Source organism: Citricoccus muralis (genome assembly GCF_029637705.1).
GTDB lineage: Bacteria > Actinomycetota > Actinomycetes > Actinomycetales > Micrococcaceae > CmP2.
The window spans coordinates 2,582,680-2,597,214 of sequence record NZ_CP121252.1 but is presented as its reverse complement, the minus strand read 5'-3'; the positions used below and the strand labels follow the sequence as shown (position 1 = coordinate 2,597,214).

At 66.7% G+C, this 14,535-nt stretch carries 15 protein-coding genes; 11 read left to right on the top strand and 4 right to left on the bottom strand.

Annotation, left to right across the window (positions count from 1 at the left end):
• Window positions 1-249 precede the first annotated feature (249 nt).
• From P8192_RS11900 to P8192_RS11860, 9 genes are all read left to right on the top strand, one after another.
• Complete coding sequence (locus P8192_RS11900; protein WP_278157248.1) at window positions 250-765, top strand: MarR family winged helix-turn-helix transcriptional regulator; 516 nt, start codon at window positions 250-252, stop codon at window positions 763-765.
• Window positions 766-1,159: 394 nt separating this feature from the next.
• Window positions 1,160-1,396 (top strand): 50S ribosomal protein L28, encoded by a 237-nt coding sequence (gene rpmB, locus P8192_RS11895; RefSeq protein WP_270107261.1) that lies wholly within the window; start codon window positions 1,160-1,162, stop codon window positions 1,394-1,396.
• Between the two features lies 1 nt (window position 1,397).
• Window positions 1,398-1,565, top strand: a complete 168-nt coding sequence (gene rpmG / locus P8192_RS11890) for a 50S ribosomal protein L33 (RefSeq protein ID WP_270107262.1) — start codon at window positions 1,398-1,400, stop codon at window positions 1,563-1,565.
• 3 nt (window positions 1,566-1,568) lie between these two features.
• Complete coding sequence (rpsN, locus tag P8192_RS11885; RefSeq protein ID WP_270107263.1) at window positions 1,569-1,874, top strand: 30S ribosomal protein S14; 306 nt, start codon at window positions 1,569-1,571, stop codon at window positions 1,872-1,874.
• 284 nt (window positions 1,875-2,158) lie between these two features.
• The gene (locus P8192_RS11880; RefSeq protein WP_278157247.1) at window positions 2,159-2,443 is read left to right on the top strand and encodes an HU family DNA-binding protein; all 285 of its coding nucleotides are present in this window, start codon (window positions 2,159-2,161) and stop codon (window positions 2,441-2,443) included.
• A 168-nt stretch (window positions 2,444-2,611) separates the two neighbouring features.
• Window positions 2,612-3,262, top strand: a complete 651-nt coding sequence (locus P8192_RS11875) for a hypothetical protein (RefSeq protein ID WP_278157246.1) — start codon at window positions 2,612-2,614, stop codon at window positions 3,260-3,262.
• Between the two features lie 58 nt (window positions 3,263-3,320).
• A complete protein-coding gene (locus tag P8192_RS11870; protein ID WP_278157245.1) occupies window positions 3,321-3,977 on the top strand; it encodes a copper resistance CopC family protein in 657 nt (218 codons plus the stop codon).
• Between the two features lie 32 nt (window positions 3,978-4,009).
• Window positions 4,010-6,202, top strand: coding sequence for a cytochrome c oxidase assembly protein (locus P8192_RS11865; protein ID WP_278157244.1), 2,193 nt, complete (start codon window positions 4,010-4,012; stop codon window positions 6,200-6,202).
• The gene (locus tag P8192_RS11860; protein ID WP_278157243.1) at window positions 6,199-7,101 is read left to right on the top strand and encodes a hypothetical protein; all 903 of its coding nucleotides are present in this window, start codon (window positions 6,199-6,201) and stop codon (window positions 7,099-7,101) included. Before P8192_RS11865 ends, P8192_RS11860 begins: the two co-directional genes overlap by 4 nt.
• On the opposite strand, the gene P8192_RS11855 is transcribed toward P8192_RS11860, so the two are convergent.
• Window positions 7,102-7,713 carry a response regulator gene (locus tag P8192_RS11855; RefSeq protein WP_278157242.1) on the bottom strand — a complete coding sequence of 204 codons (612 nt, stop codon included), beginning with the start codon at window positions 7,711-7,713 and terminating at the stop codon, window positions 7,102-7,104.
• Entirely contained in the window at window positions 7,710-8,957 is a 1,248-nt protein-coding gene (locus tag P8192_RS11850) for a sensor histidine kinase (protein ID WP_278157241.1), read from the bottom strand. The genes P8192_RS11855 and P8192_RS11850 overlap by 4 nt, the downstream gene beginning before the upstream one ends.
• A gap of 152 nt (window positions 8,958-9,109) precedes the next feature.
• Between P8192_RS11850 and P8192_RS11845 the strand changes: the two genes are divergently transcribed.
• Complete coding sequence (locus tag P8192_RS11845) at window positions 9,110-10,234, top strand: ABC transporter permease (protein ID WP_278157240.1); 1,125 nt, start codon at window positions 9,110-9,112, stop codon at window positions 10,232-10,234.
• A 54-nt stretch (window positions 10,235-10,288) separates the two neighbouring features.
• Window positions 10,289-11,101 carry an ABC transporter ATP-binding protein gene (locus tag P8192_RS11840; protein WP_278157239.1) on the top strand — a complete coding sequence of 271 codons (813 nt, stop codon included), beginning with the start codon at window positions 10,289-10,291 and terminating at the stop codon, window positions 11,099-11,101.
• On the opposite strand, the gene P8192_RS11835 is transcribed toward P8192_RS11840, so the two are convergent.
• Together P8192_RS11835 and P8192_RS11830 are read right to left on the bottom strand one after the other, a co-directional pair.
• The gene (locus P8192_RS11835) at window positions 11,023-12,234 is read right to left on the bottom strand and encodes a WxL protein peptidoglycan domain-containing protein (RefSeq protein WP_278157238.1); all 1,212 of its coding nucleotides are present in this window, start codon (window positions 12,232-12,234) and stop codon (window positions 11,023-11,025) included. The two genes, P8192_RS11840 and P8192_RS11835, sit on opposite strands and share 79 nt — an antisense overlap.
• A 181-nt stretch (window positions 12,235-12,415) precedes the next feature.
• Window positions 12,416-14,347 (bottom strand): alkaline phosphatase, encoded by a 1,932-nt coding sequence (locus P8192_RS11830; protein WP_278157237.1) that lies wholly within the window; start codon window positions 14,345-14,347, stop codon window positions 12,416-12,418.
• Window positions 14,348-14,535: the final 188 nt, after the last annotated feature.

The following is a 14,535-nucleotide window of genomic DNA, read 5'->3' as shown; positions in this document are numbered from 1 at the left end:
ACAATTGAGGGTCACACGTTGAGGAATTGGGGCCTCAACGAATCCGAAGGGTTTCAGGCAGTCATCACGCGTCCCGAAGGCACCAGAGGTGCGTGGGTGTGGTGCGAAGGACCGTGTCGGGATTCACCGCAGGGGGCAATCACGGTACGCCATCATCACGACCGGCAAAAGTTGGTCGTGGTCGGTGTGTTTGAAGTGAACTCGTATATATAGTCTGGCAAGGGAAATTCTCAGGAAGGGGTGCCCATCATGGCACAGGTGATGACGCGCAAGAAGGAGAAGCCGGACTACCGCTGGCTGTCGGAGAAGGAAAGTGAAATCTGGCGGAAGGTGGTAGCTGCGACGATGCTCACCGCACCGTTGTTGGAAGCCGACCTTCAGAAGGCCGGATCGCTGAGCTTCTTCGAATTCCAAGTGCTGTCTTCGCTCAAGGACGCCGACGGTGAACTGACGATGTCGCAGCTGGCTGAGCGCTGCAACTGCTCGCTGTCGCGACTGTCGCACGTGGCCCGCAAGCTCGAAGAGCGCGGCGCCATTGATCGTAGCCAGGCCACCAATGACAAGCGAGTTACGATGGCGCTGCTCACCGAGCAGGGCAAGTCCGAAGTAACCCGCGTTGAGGGTCGCTACGCCGAATCGATTCGCCGTCGCGTGCTGGACTCCTTGACCCCCGAGGGCATGGACGCCATGGAAACGCTCGCCGAGGCGCTGCTGGCGAACATTGACCCGTCGCACTGGTTGATTGCCGAGGACGACGAGTACTGAGTCGTGACGTGGAGGCCGCGAAGGCCCCCAGTGAATAACAGATGCCCGCGCGGTTTGATCGTTGCGTCGACCTGCCCTAAGATAATAGGGCGTTAACTGCGCTGTGCCAGTGTGCGCCGATGGAGCCATGTGCTCGAGCGGTCGGAGCTGGCGTCGGAAAACAGCGCAGATCCCGTAAACCGGATCCCACGTTCGGCTTGCCGACTTCTGTCGGTGGGCAGTATCGCGGGGCTCACCGTCTTCCCCTAGCGATCAAAAGGGCACTTCGGTTGGTTCTCACCCAGCCTGGTACACCTTCGGAAAGTCGCAGTAAGAGCGCGGTGTCACAACTGGTGGCGGGGCTCGTTAGCGGGTTCCGCCCGTTCTTTTACTACTACTGACACGAGGAGTGATCATGGCAGCGCACTGCCAGGTAACCGGGGCTGGGCCAGGGTTTGGCCACAGCATCTCCCACTCACACCGCCGCACCAAGCGCCGGTTCAACCCAAACATCCAGAAGAAGACCTACTGGGTCCCGTCGTTGCGCCGCAACGTCACCTTGACCCTGTCGACCAAGGGCATCAAGACCATTGATGCTCGCGGTATCGACGCCGTGGTCGCCGAACTGATCGCCAAGGGAGTGAAGCTCTGATATGGCAAAAGACAAAGGCCTGCGCCCGATCATCAAGCTGAAGTCCACGGCCGGCACCGGGTACACCTATGTGACCCGTAAGAACCGCCGCAACAACCCGGATCGCATCACGCTGAAGAAGTACGATCCGGTGGCACGACAGCACGTTGAATTCCGAGAGGAGCGCTAAGGCATGGCGAAGAAGTCCAAAATCGCTAAGAACGAACAGCGTAAAGTGATCGTTGCTCGCTACGCCGAAAAGCGCGAGCAGCTGAAGAAGACCCTGATCGACCCGAACGCGACCGACGAGGCTCGTGAAGCCGCTCGCGTGGGCCTGCAGAAGCTGCCCCGCGACGCGTCCCCGATCCGCGTGCGTAACCGCGACTCGATCGACGGCCGCCCCCGCGGCACGTTCCAGAAGTTCGGTGTCTCCCGTGTGCGCTTCCGCGACATGGCACACCGTGGCGAGCTGCCCGGCGTGACCAAGTCCTCCTGGTGATCCACGGATCTCCCAGGGCGATTCACTGAACAGACCCGCACGATGGCGGCAACGAGATGTCTCGTTGCCGCCATCGTCGTTTAACCACGGATCCACCACTGTTCCGCCCCGCTTCGCGGTGTGACGAAAGTGCGCTGGCGGGGCTCGTGGGCTGGAATTTTCCCGGGAATCCGCGAAATTCGGCCGGAAAACGGCGTGAAATAAGGCATGTCGGCGCAGATGATGGTAGTTTTCCAATGAACCCGGCACGAGTCGGGGCCACGAATCAACGTCCAGGAGGACACATGGCTATTAACCGCAGTGAACTTGTCGCCGCCGTTGCTGAGAAGTCCGGCAACTCCCAGGCAGCCGTTAACGGCGTGCTGGATGCCGTCTTCGAGGTCTTCTCTTCGCAGGTCTCCAAGGGTGAAAAGGTCACCATCCCGGGCTGGCTCTCCGTGGAGCGCACCGAGCGTGCTGCTCGCACCGGCCGCAACCCCCGCACCGGTGAGTCCATCGAGATCCCCGCGGGCTACGGCGTGAAGATCTCCGCTGGCTCCAAGCTGAAGAACGCTGCTTCCGGCAAGTGAGCTCCTGAAACACCCCTGATGGCGGGTGACTCACCACACGGTGAGTCACCCGCCATCTGTTTAACCACCTTCTGCCTCCGCCCGAGTTCAACCCGGGCTGTCGGGTCGTGACAGAATATAGTGAGGGCGAAGACGCCCTCGCATGAACTGGTTCGGGGAGGTGTCGGCATGAAGCGGCTGCTACGCGGCTGGCTGGCAGCCGGACTCATCACCCTCCTCGCTGCCGGAGGACACTCCCTGGCCCACCTCGGTAGTGCCACCGGGCACGGTACCGAGACGAGTGTGGCACCCATGGTCTGGGTGTTCACCCTGGTGCTGGCCGGGCCCCTCTGCACCGCACTGGCGGGATTGCGCTGGTCCCGGATGCGGACCCTGGGCGCGATCGGGTTGAGCCAGTTGCTCTTCCACCTGTTCTTCACCTTGTTCGGCAGCGCCGGCACCACCGTGACTGCGGTGAATTCCGTGAGTACCCCGGGGCACGCCCACCATGTGGAATCGCTGAGCGTGCTCAGTTCCGACCCGGTCGAAGTCACCGCGCAGAGCGCGGTATATTCATCGGTGGCGTCCGGGCTGATGGTGCTAGCGCACCTGTTGGCTGCGGTGGGCGCCTACGCCGTCGTGCATCACGGCGAAGCCACCGCCTACCGACTGATCGATCTGCTGCTGCTCGCTGGCACCCGACGGATTCTGCGGGCGGTCGAGCAAACTTCCGCAACACCGCCGCGCCTGGTGGCGACCGCACCGCGGCCGGCCCAGCGCCGGATGGTGTTGGTTTCTTCGGCGACTCCTCGCGGGCCGCCCGTGCTCTCCTTGCCCTAAACACTGTCATTTTTCATCCGCCCCTCAGTACGGGGCGGCGACGCAAGGACCACACTTCATGAACACACTTTTCCGTACCACCGGCACCGCCGCAGCACTAGGCACCGCCCTGCTGTTGGCCACCGCCACCACCGCGCTGGCCCACGATGAGCTGCTGGAATCCACGCCGGCCAGGGGCGAGACGCTCACCACCACTCCGGAGGACGTCGTCCTGACGTTTTCGGGCGCCCCGCTGGATGGGGAGGGGCTGAGCAATCTCATCGACATCACCGACGCCGAGGGGAACTCCTGGACCAGCGGCGAGGTGACGATTGACGGCTACGATCTGACCACCGACACCTGTGCGGGCATGCCCAACGGTGATTACACCCTGGGCTATCGGGTGGTGTATTCCGACGGGCACGTGGGTGAGGAGAGCTTCTCCTTCACCCTGGATGATCCGGAAGCGCCCAGCGCGGAGGAGGCCGTTGCCCCCGGGGCGGGTTGCGAGGCTGCTGAGCCCAGCGACAGCGCGAGTGCGGTAGAGAGCGCCGAAGCTGCTGACACCGATGAGTCGGTGGACGCAGCTGAGGTGGCCCCGGCCGTGCCAGGATGGATCTGGATCGCGGTGCTGGTCGCCGTGGTCGTGATGGCCATCGGTGCCGTCTGGGTGATCCGTACTGTGCGTCAGCACGATGGAGCCAGCACGAACGGATCCGGCCCCGAACAGGGCTGACCCCGCACAACCCCGCAACCCCTGAAGGACCCATGCCGAGCACCACGAAGACCTCTCGAGACGCGAGCCGCCCCGGCGGTATCGACCCCGCGCTGCGCCGCACTACCACCTGGGTGTGGCCCGGCGCCGTCGTCGTCGGGATTCTCGTGCTGGTGCTGGCCGGGTTCTATACCGGGGTGACCGCAGTGCAGCAGCTCGCTGACCCCGGCGCGATCACCCGGTGGGGGCTGCCGCTGACCAAAACCGTGCACAACATCACCTGGTCGATCACCGTGGGAGCCCTGGTCTTTGCGGCCGGGATTCTTCCGAGGTGGTCGGCCGGGCGGTCGCGGAAGGGCGCAAGCAAGAAGAATTCGGCCGGCACCCTGGACGATGAGCATCCGGCCTACCGCCGCACCCTGACCGTGGCTGCCGCTGCCGGTGCGGTGTGGACGCTGGCGGCGCTGGGTCAAGCGGTGTTCACCTACTCGGATTTGGCCGGGATGCCGCTGAACTCCTCGGCCGGGTTCACCTCCGGGCTGGTGGATTACGTCCAGTCGATCTCCGTGGGCCAGGCCTGGTTCTGGATGACGGTGATCGCCGCCGTCGTCACCTCTCTGGTGTTCGCCCTGCGCTCGCCCACCGCGCTGGGCTTCACCGCGGTGCTGGCGCTGATGGGGGTGGTGCCGATGGCGCTGATCGGTCACTCCGCCTCCGGTGATGACCACACCGCCGCCGTGAACTCCATCGGCCTGCACCTGCTGGGCGTGCTGCTGTGGATGGGCGGCCTGGTTCTGCTGATGTTGCTGGTGCCGGTGCTCACCGGCAAGGTACGGGCCGCCGAACGGGGCAGTGCTGACCAGCAGCGGCCCCTGGTGCAGGTCACACTGCAGCGGTATTCGGCGTTGGCCGGGCTGGCCCTGTTCACCGTAGCTATTTCCGGAGTGGTCAACGCGACCGTGCGCATGGAGCACCTGGAACAATTGCTGAGCCCCTACGGGGTGCTGGTGATGGCGAAATTCGTGGGCACCGTGTTGCTCGGATTCATCGGGCTGGCCCACCGGCAGTGGCTGATTCCGCGGCTGGGGGACCCGGGCTCCCCGGTGAACCGGCTGCTGTGGCGGCTGATCGCTGTCGAGATTCTGGTGATGACGGCCGTGATGTCGGTGGCCACCATTCTGGGACGCACCGCCCCGCCCAAACCCGAGGAAGAACCGCCGAATGCTTCTCCGGCCCGGTTGCTCACCGGCTACGACATGCCGCCCGAGCTGACCCCCGCCCGGTGGGTCGACACCTGGCGCCTGGACTGGCTGTGGGTCGCCATCATCGTGTTCCTCGCCCTGTGGTACGTGCGGTCCGCGGTGCGATTGCGCCGTCGTGGTGACCGTTGGCCGGTGCTGCGCAGCATCTCCTGGCTGATCGGGCTGGTGGTGCTGCACTGGACCACCTCGGGTGCGCCGGCGGTGTATTCGAATGTGCTGTTTTCCGCGCACATGGTGGCGCATATGACGCTGACTATGATCGCTCCGCTGTTCCTGGTGCTCGGTGCGCCGATCACCTTGGCGCTGCGCTCGCTGACCGCCCGCAAGGATGGCACCCGGGGACCCCGCGAATGGATGCTGGCGCTGTTGCACTCCGGCTGGGGACGTTTCGTCACGCACCCGATTTTTGTGGGCATGAACTTTGCCGGTTCGCTGCTGCTGTTCTACTACACCCCTATTTTCGGTTTCGCCCTGGACGCCCACGTCGGCCACGAGCTGATGAACGTGCACTTCTTGATCACCGGGATCCTGTTCGCCACCGTGATGATCGGCATCGACCCGCTGCCGCACCGGCCCATGTACCCGCTGCGGCTGGTGCTGCTGCTGGCCACCATGATGTTCCACGCCTTCATCGGGGTGGCCATTATGGGCTCCGAATCGTTGCTCGAGGCGGCTTGGTTTTCGTCGCTGGGCCGCGACTGGGGAGCCAGCGCGATTGAGGACCAACAGCTCGGCGGCGCCTTCATGTGGGGCATCGGCGAGTTCCCGACCGTGGTGATGGCGGTCATCACGGTGTGGCAATGGTGGCGCCACGACAAGAAAACCGAGAAAAACGAAGACCGCCGTGCCGACGCCAGCGGCAACCAGGAGCTGGCCGAATGGAACGACATGTTCGCCCGCCTGGCCGCCCAAGACGCTGCCCACGAAGACGCCGCCCGCCGCGGTGGCACCCCCGATTCGCCTTCAGGAGGCACACCCCGATGATCCGAACCCTGCAATTGACGGCCGCCCTCGGGGTGACCGCCCTGGTGCTCACCGGCTGCGGAGCCGGCGACGACACGGACCCTGATGCGGACGCTTCGGCGTCGGCCCTGGAGCTGCCCGGCGGCCACCCCGAGGTCGACACCACAGAGACTGATGAAGAAGCGGATCACGGGGACGCGAGCGAGGGCCCGGGAGAGGTGGCGGCGTCGCCGTCGGGACGGGTGGACCAGCAGGCCTCCAGCGCAGCGGCAGCGCACGCCGCAGAGTTGGGCTTCACCGAGCAGCGGGCCGCCAGCCAGGCGGAGATCGACACGTTCCGCCAACAGGCCCAGTCCCGTGCGGTGAATCAGTCCGGCACCCGCATCACCCCGGCCGAATGCACCGCGCCGTTGGCCGCCCTGGACTGGTCGCCGCTGCTGACCACCAGCGAGTACGCCTCCCGGGTGGACTTCAGCTCGGAGACCTTCGACGGCACCGGCACCGTGGAGGTCGCCGCCGTCGCCGAAGACGTGGGTGGGGGAGCCGAGGCGGCTGACCAAGTGCAGAACTACATCGATATCGTCGGTGAGCTCACCACCGATTGCGCGGAGCTGACCATGCGGATCAGCGACACCACCGTGCCAGAAGGCTACGAGGAGTCTGCCTCCTATCGGTTTACCGCCGAGTCGGTCGAGGACGAGGAAGGCACTGGGCTGATCTGGCAGCGGATCCCCGAAACCACCGGCTCCGGTTCCGGGGCGGGAGACGAACGCACCGCCCTGGTGCTGGTGCGCGAAGAGGGCGGCTACGTGGCGATGGTCTCGTTCGTCGGGCCCGAGCAGGTGCGCGACGCCGAGTTCCAGCAGATCGCCGACCAGGTGCTCACCAGTGCGCTGAGCATGATCCCGGACGCGGAGTAGTCAGATCAGGCGCTGTTCGCGGGCCGCGGCGATGGCGGCGGTGCGATTGGTCACGCCGAGCTTGTCGTAAATGTGCACCAGGTGGGTCTTCACGGTGGCCTGCGAAATGAACAGTGTGGCCGCTAACTCCCGGTTCGACGCACCGGTGGCTAGGGCCTCCAACAACTCGATTTCCCGGGCTGAGAGGGTGGGCTGGGGCCGATGCAGTTGCTCGACCACCGCCGAGGCTACCTCCGGGGCCAGGGTGGCCCGCCGCTGCGCCGTATCGATCAGCGCCTGGCGCAGGGTGGGTGCGGGGGCATCCTTGAGCAGATACCCCACCGCCCCGGCCCGCAGGGCGACCACGACGTCGGCCTGGGTGTCGAAGGTGGTCAGCACCAGCACCGGTGGCCCGCCCCGGCGGCGCACCTCCGCGGTGGTGCGCACCCCGTCCATTTCGGGCATTTGCAGGTCCATCACCACGACGTCGACGTCCAGCCCCGCATCCAGCAACTCCAGCGCTTCGACCCCGTGGCTGGCTTCGGCGGCCACCGTCATCTGATCAAACCCGGAGATCAGGGCGCGCAGTCCGGCGCGCACCACCGGGTGATCATCCACCAACAGCACCCTCATGAAACCTCCTCGGACAGGCTGCCGCGGGGGACGCGCACGCCCAGCACGGTGCCTTCCCCGGGTGAGGACTCCACCTCGAGCTGGCCCTGCACGCCCCGCACCCGGCGGGCCAGCCCGGCGAGACCGCGACCGGAGTGATCGGGGCGCGGCGCGGTGATGGGGGCGCCGTCGTCGTCGAGGTCGGAGACGGTGAAGCCGGCGCCGTCGTCGAAAACATCCACGGTGACGACGTCGTCAAACACGCCCACCGTGACCACCACGCGGGCGGGGGCAGCGTGGGCCACCACGTTGCCCAGCCCGACCTGCACGGTACGCAGCACCACGGCGGCCAGGGGTTCGGGCAGCTGCAGCGCGGAGTCGCCCTGCCAATTCAGGGAGCAATGAGCCGGCCGTCCGAGCAGGACCAGCTCGGCCCGGGTGCGATCCACCAGGTGCTGCAGGGTCTCGGGCAGCGACACGGTGTCGACGGCGGCCAGCCGGTGCACAAACCGGCGCGCCTCGGTGAGGTTCTCGGCGGCGGTGGACTCGATGAGCTCCAGGGCGTCCGCGGTGTCGGCGGGCAGCCCCGGGCGCTGTGCCGCCCGGGAGAGCAGCACCAAGGATGAGAGCCCCTGGGCCAGGGTGTCGTGAATCTCGCGGGAGAGCCGTTCCCGTTCGGCCAGCTGGCCGGCGTGATGCTCGGTGGCGGCCAATTCCGCCTGGGCTGCCCGCAGGGCCTCGGCGATACGCTGCTGGTGCAGCGCCTCGGCGTGCAGCGACCGGTAGGCGGCAGAAATGAGTACCGCCACCACCGCGCCCAGACCCGGACCCAGCATCTCGGGCAGGCTGGGGGAGCTGCCGGTATGCCACCAGGGCAGCGCCCAGGTCGCGCTCCACAGCAGGGCCACCCCGGTCAGCGAGATCGGGTGGGTGGGGCCGCCGGTCAGGTGCAGCACCAGGAACATCAGCGGGAACGCGAGCCACACGAATCCGGCGTCGGCCGCGAGCAGACCGGCCCACATCACCAGCACGGCGGTGAGCCACCCCAGGGTCATGCTGCGTGACGGTGCGGGATCACCCGCACGCATCCGGCGGTACTCCCAGGCGGTGCCGAACAAATAGACCGCACCGAAAGCCAGCGCCAGCCCCACGGTGATCCCGGTGAATGCGCGTCCCAACCCGATCAGCAGCAGGGCCGCAGTGAGGACGTGCACCCCGACGCGCAGCCAGCGCAATACCGGCATCTCGCCCGACACAGTCCTCATTCCTCCACGGTAGCCGGTGGCGCTGAAGCCTGGGTATCCACCGATCGGTTGATTCCGGTTTCACCCCTCCTCACGATGTGCGCATCCGGGCGCCCGCGATGGGATGGATACAGACGAAAACATCGGGCGAGAACCGAAGGAAGGGACGCACCATGTTTGTTGGACTTCGAGAAATCCGCGCGGCCGCCGGCCGTTTCACCCTGATGGGCGCGGTGGTCGGGATGATCACCGTGCTGCTGGTGATGCTCACCGGGCTCACCTCCGGGCTGGGTCACCAGAACACTGCCGTGCTGGAGGGCCTGGACCCGGACCGCTTTGCCGTGGGATCCATCGTCGACGACGAGGTCCCGGACGAGGTGTCCTTCCCGCAATCGGCGGTCACCCAAGACCAAGTGGACGCTTGGGCGGAAACCGACGGCGTGGCCGGCGCGGTGCCGATCGGCTTCGCCCAGACCCTGCTCGCCGCCGAGGATCGCTCCGCGCCCGTCGCCGTCGTCGGCGTACCCGAAGGCTCCGGAATGGTGTCCACCACCCTCGACGACGACACCCTCTTCGACCCGCAAGCGGGGGAGATCACCGTGTCCGCCACGGTGGCGGAGGAAGCCGGGCTCAGCGTCGGCGATGAGGTGGAAGTCGGACAGGTTCAGCTCACCGTCGCCGAGATCACCGAGGATCAGTTCTACGCCCACTCCCCGGTGGTGTGGGTAGAAACAGCCGACTGGGTGAGCCTCACCCATGCCGCCGCCGGGGACCGGCCCACCGTGGGCACCGTGCTGGCGCTGACCGCGGACGAGACGGCAGCGGGCAGCGACCTGGACTGGTCGGCAGCCGCGTCCGAGCACGGCATGCTGGCGGTGACCACCGAAGAGTCGTTCAACGGACTGCCCGCCTACTCCTCGGAACAGGGCTCGCTGCTGACCATGCAGGGCTTCCTCTACGGGATCTCCGCCCTGGTGATCGTCTCCTTCGTCACCGTGTGGACCATCCAACGCACCCGCGAACTGGCCGTGTTGCGCGCCCTCGGCGCCGCACCGGGGTACCTGCTGCGCGACGGGCTCGGCCAGGCCTGCGTGGTGCTCGCCGTCGGCGTGATTCTCGGCGGTGCGCTCGGCACCGGACTCGGCGCGCTCGCCGGCTCCGCCGTGCCCTTCACCCTCGACGCGTGGACGGTGGGGTTGCCGGTGCTCGGCATCTGGGTGCTCGGGGTCCTCGGTGCCGCACTCGCCGTGCGCAAGGTGACTCGCGTCGACCCGATGCTGGCCCTTGGCGGCAACTAAGCCCCCGCCTTAACCTCGCTTTCGCCTCCTTGCCGATCCCCGAAAGGACCGATCATGACGAACCCTACGACGACGAACACCACCGTCCCCCACGCCCCTGTCACTTCTGCTACTGCCGCGGCTACCGTTGGCGTTGCCGAACTTCACCACGTGAGCCTGAGCTACCCCGATGGCACTGACGAGCAGGGACGGCCGCGCACCGTCACCGCCCTGGATTCGGTGAGCCTGACCGCGGCGCGCAAGCAGGTCACCGCGCTGATGGGGGAATCGGGCTCCGGTAAGTCCTCGCTACTGTCGGTACTGGCCACGCTGATCACCCCGAGCTCGGGGAGCGTGCGTCTCGACGGCGTGGAGGTCACCGACCTCTCGGAAGCGCAACGGGCCCGGATGCGCCGCGAACGCATCGGCATCATTTTCCAGCAGCCCAACCTGCTCACTGGTCTCACCGCAGAAGAACAGCTGTTGGTCACCGACCACGTGCGGGGAGTGCGCGGACGCCGGTTGCGGGCCCGTCGGGACTACGCCCAGGAGCTGTTGGACACCGTCGGCCTCGCCGGCATGGGCCAGCGCCGGGTCCACCAGCTTTCGGGTGGTCAGCGGCAGCGAGTTAACATTGCCCGCGCGTTGATGGGGCAGCCGACCCTGCTGCTGGCCGACGAGCCCACCTCCGCCCTGGATGAGTCCCGGTCGCACGAGATCATGGCGCTGCTGGCCGAGGTCACCGCACGCTTCGAGCTGGCCTCGGTGATCGTCACCCATGACCGGGATCTGGTGGACTACACGGACGCTCAGGTGGTGCTGCGCGACGGCGCCGTGTCATCGACTACGGCAGCCGGTTCTGCTGCCGGCTCTTCCGCGCTGGTCTGATCTATGCTGGCCTGATCGGTCGCGGCGGAATTCTGACTGGCCTTCGCGGCGGCAGCGGCCACGGCGGCGTCGAACTTCTTGCGCTGGCTGGCCTTGCGGGTCACCCACCACCAGATCAGCAGGGCCAGCAGCATCACCAGCATCAGCTGCGGGATCGGGATCGCCATCGTGGTTGCTTCGCCGGTGGCGGTGGACAGCTCGGCGTCGACCTCGTCGTCACCCACCACCACGGGCTGTGCGGTCACCTCGGAGGTCAGCTCGAACAAGGGCCATACCTGCTGCTCCACGCTCACCTGGGCCTGCCCGCCGGGCAGCACCTCGCGAATCGGTTCCACCTCGGCGGTGGCCCCGGCCAGCCCGAACAGTCCGGAGGAGCCCAGCGACTGTTCGGCCCCCAGGCGCACGTTGCCTTCATTGGCCACCTGCCAGGTCACCGTGGCGGTTCCGGGGGCGAAGGGGTTCCAGTTCTGCTGGTAGGTGACTTCCGGGCCGCCGAGGGCCAGGGTCGGGGCGATATCGCCGGTGACGCGCAGGTGGATGCGGGTGCCCACTCGGGACACCATGGAGACGTCGTCCTCGCTGCCACTGGACACCGACGCCGCAATGCCGGCCGGGTGGTCACCGGGGGTGGCATTCTCGGGCACGGTCAGGGTGAAGGGCACCGTCACCGACTCATCGGCGGGCACCGTGACCTCGGTCTGCTCCAGCTCGATCCACTGCCCGGCCCCGGTGTTCTCCTCGCCGGGGCGCAGAATATCGAAGGCGCCGGAATCGGAGACCACCCCGTCGGCGGCCTGCAGGGTGAAGGTTGCCTCGGCGGCGGAGAAATTCGTCAGCGTCACCGCATCTTCCCAGGTCGCACCCGGGTCCACGGTGGCGCGGAAAGAGACCCGCGGTTCGGTGGTGTCGGCTTCTTCCGCGTCGTGGGCCGGAGTCAGGGACCACACGGTGCGCTCGGCGGAGGTGGTCTCCTCAGTGGTGGCCGCCTCATCCGTGGTGTCGGCCGTGGCAGCACCCGCTCCCAGCAGAGCAGACAGTGCAGGCAACGCCAGCAGCGCGAGCAGCAGGGTGAGCAGTAGGGCGCCGGAGGTAGCGGTGCGCGGCGAGGGCCGGGCGGCGGAGAACAGAGTCATCGGGTGGTGTTCTTTCGTCAAGTCGACGTCGACCGAGATACCAGGGACGTCGAAAGATCAGGTATTTCAGCGGCAGTGGCGAGACGACGCCGGTCCCGCACCCCTGAACCAGGAACCAGGGGGGTGCGGGACCGATGTCGTCACCGGGGGTTGATCAGTGTTTTCAGTGGTTCACACCTGGTCAGTCGACCGGGAACAGGGAGACCGACAGGGCGCCGGTGTAGGTGCCGGCCTCGGTGTCGACCGGAACCTCGAGCACCAGATCGGCTGCGAGGTCCGAGGTGCCCAGGCGGGTCTGATCGGTGGCCGAGCCCAGGGTGGCCGGGGCGGCCAGGCCCTCGCCGTCGGCGAGCACGCCGCGGGAAACTTCACCCGGGGTGGCGCTGTTGGTGGTGTCGGTGACGAAGGGTGCCCAGCCGAGGTGGTCAGCCGTGACGGACTCGCCGCTGTCGCCGGCGATGCTCAGGTCGGAGGACTGGCCGGCCACGGCCCAGCCGGCGCCGGTACGACGGGTGTCGGTCACGGACACGGCGGGTAGTTCACCGGTCACGCGCAGCCGGTCACCGGCGTTGCGCTGGTTGCCCAGGGTGGCGGTGCCGTCAGCGATGGAGAGTACCAGCGAACCGGGCGCGTTGTCGTCATCGTCACCAGGCAGACCGGGGATCTCGACCTCGACCGGGATATCGCCCTCGCCCGGCTCGACCGGAGTGGTCTCATCGGCCCAGAGGTCTCCCTTCAGCAGGGTGGCCAGGGTGGTGTTGTCGATGTAATCACCGCGCACCGAGTCGGTGCCGACCACAGCGTTTTGCAGGGCCTCGGAGCCGGCACCCTTGAAGAAGAAGGGCACCAGGAGGTTGGTGTGGTTTGGTGAGGACCAGCTCACGGTGGGCAGTTCGCCGGCGTTGCCGTACATTTGGGTGAAATCCGGGTCATCTTCGGCGCCGCCGAGGTAGCCGGTCTCGTGGTCAGCGGTGACGACGAGCAGGGTGTCGTCCCAAGAAGAGTTCTCCTCGACCCAGTCGATCACCGTGTCGACCGCGGCGTTGAAATCCTGGGTTTCCTCGATGTTGCGAGTGGTCTGGTTGGCGTGGCCGGTCCAATCGATGGCGCCGCTCTCAATCATGAGGTGGAAACCCTTGTCGTTTTGGCCGAGCACGTTCAGTGCGCCTTCCGACATGGTGGGCAGATCCGGGACGTTGTCGTTGAAGGCCACCTCGCCGGGCAAGGTGCCCGCGGAGTCGCCGCTGCGGTTCTGCTGCAGGGTGGAGGCCACCTGAGCCAGGCCGAAGAGCTTCTCGGAGGTGATCTCACCGCGTGCCAGCGCTTCGAAGTCGGTCTTGGACTCGATGTAGTCCCAACCGGTGTTGCCGGCGGACAGCGCTTCGAAGTCGGCCTGAGCGAACTTGCCGTAGTTCGGGGTGCGCGCTTCGCCGTCGTCGTCGTAACCGGGGTGACCGGCACCCATGATGACGTCCAAGTACTCCGCCTCGATCATGTCGTGACCGATCTGCGGAAACGCGTTGCGGTCTTCATTGGCGACGGCGTAGGCAGACGGGGTGGCGTGGTTGAAGTCCACGGACGAGACCACACCGGCAGAACGGCCGGTCTCGTGTGCGACCTCGGAGACGGTCGTCAGCTCATTGCCCTCGGGGTCCACGTTGAGCATGCCGTTGTTGGTCTTGGTGCCGGTGGCCATGGCGGTGCCGGCGGCGGCCGAGTCGGTGGGGGTGTTGTTCGCCCAGCCGAAGCTGCCCCAGGCATCCTCGGAATCGTAGTCGTAGCCGGCGTCGATGCTGGACTGAGAGTGGGTGGACATACCCAGCAGGTTGAAGCTCTCGTAGCTCTGCACCGGGTCGCCGTCGAGCTCGGTCACGGCGCCGGGAGCGCCCTCGGTGATGAACTGAGACTGACCGGTCTCGTAGAGGTTCGTGCTGACGACGTGGTTGTAGCCCATGCCGTCGCCGATCATCACGATCACGTTTTTGGGTCCGTTGTCACCGGAGCCGTTCTGGTCAGCCTGATCGGCGTAGGCCGGAGCCAGCGAGGCGCCGGCAACCACGGCGGTGGCCAGTACGCCGGCGGCGGCGCGGGTGGTGGTCTTCTTCGACATCATTTCTCTTCCGTTCTGTGCGGTTCGTGAGAGAGCGTGCGTCAACCGGGGTAGGCCCCCGGTTGTCGTCGCGGGGGCGACGACCACGGATCACCCTAGGGGGCGGGTTTGACGAGCGGAGCACCGGAAGGTGAACGTTTGGCTGAGCAAGAATCCGCTACTCGTCGGTTCCGACGGGCTGGCGCCGGTAC

What these genes read in the sequence shown, in the direction of transcription:
- P8192_RS11830 (WP_278157237.1), bottom strand. Translation starts at nt 14,347, where the DNA reads ATGATGTCGAAGAAGACCACCACCCGCGCCGCCGCCGGCGTACTGGCC.
- P8192_RS11835 (WP_278157238.1), bottom strand. Translation starts at nt 12,234, where the DNA reads ATGACTCTGTTCTCCGCCGCCCGGCCCTCGCCGCGCACCGCTACCTCC.
- rpmB (WP_270107261.1), top strand. Translation starts at nt 1,160, where the DNA reads ATGGCAGCGCACTGCCAGGTAACCGGGGCTGGGCCAGGGTTTGGCCAC.
- P8192_RS11900 (WP_278157248.1), top strand. Translation starts at nt 250, where the DNA reads ATGGCACAGGTGATGACGCGCAAGAAGGAGAAGCCGGACTACCGCTGG.
- P8192_RS11860 (WP_278157243.1), top strand. Translation starts at nt 6,199, where the DNA reads ATGATCCGAACCCTGCAATTGACGGCCGCCCTCGGGGTGACCGCCCTG.
- P8192_RS11880 (WP_278157247.1), top strand. Translation starts at nt 2,159, where the DNA reads ATGGCTATTAACCGCAGTGAACTTGTCGCCGCCGTTGCTGAGAAGTCC.
- P8192_RS11845 (WP_278157240.1), top strand. Translation starts at nt 9,110, where the DNA reads ATGTTTGTTGGACTTCGAGAAATCCGCGCGGCCGCCGGCCGTTTCACC.
- rpmG (WP_270107262.1), top strand. Translation starts at nt 1,398, where the DNA reads ATGGCAAAAGACAAAGGCCTGCGCCCGATCATCAAGCTGAAGTCCACG.
- P8192_RS11865 (WP_278157244.1), top strand. Translation starts at nt 4,010, where the DNA reads ATGCCGAGCACCACGAAGACCTCTCGAGACGCGAGCCGCCCCGGCGGT.
- P8192_RS11870 (WP_278157245.1), top strand. Translation starts at nt 3,321, where the DNA reads ATGAACACACTTTTCCGTACCACCGGCACCGCCGCAGCACTAGGCACC.
- rpsN (WP_270107263.1), top strand. Translation starts at nt 1,569, where the DNA reads ATGGCGAAGAAGTCCAAAATCGCTAAGAACGAACAGCGTAAAGTGATC.
- P8192_RS11855 (WP_278157242.1), bottom strand. Translation starts at nt 7,713, where the DNA reads ATGAGGGTGCTGTTGGTGGATGATCACCCGGTGGTGCGCGCCGGACTG.
- P8192_RS11850 (WP_278157241.1), bottom strand. Translation starts at nt 8,957, where the DNA reads ATGAGGACTGTGTCGGGCGAGATGCCGGTATTGCGCTGGCTGCGCGTC.
- P8192_RS11840 (WP_278157239.1), top strand. Translation starts at nt 10,289, where the DNA reads ATGACGAACCCTACGACGACGAACACCACCGTCCCCCACGCCCCTGTC.
- P8192_RS11875 (WP_278157246.1), top strand. Translation starts at nt 2,612, where the DNA reads ATGAAGCGGCTGCTACGCGGCTGGCTGGCAGCCGGACTCATCACCCTC.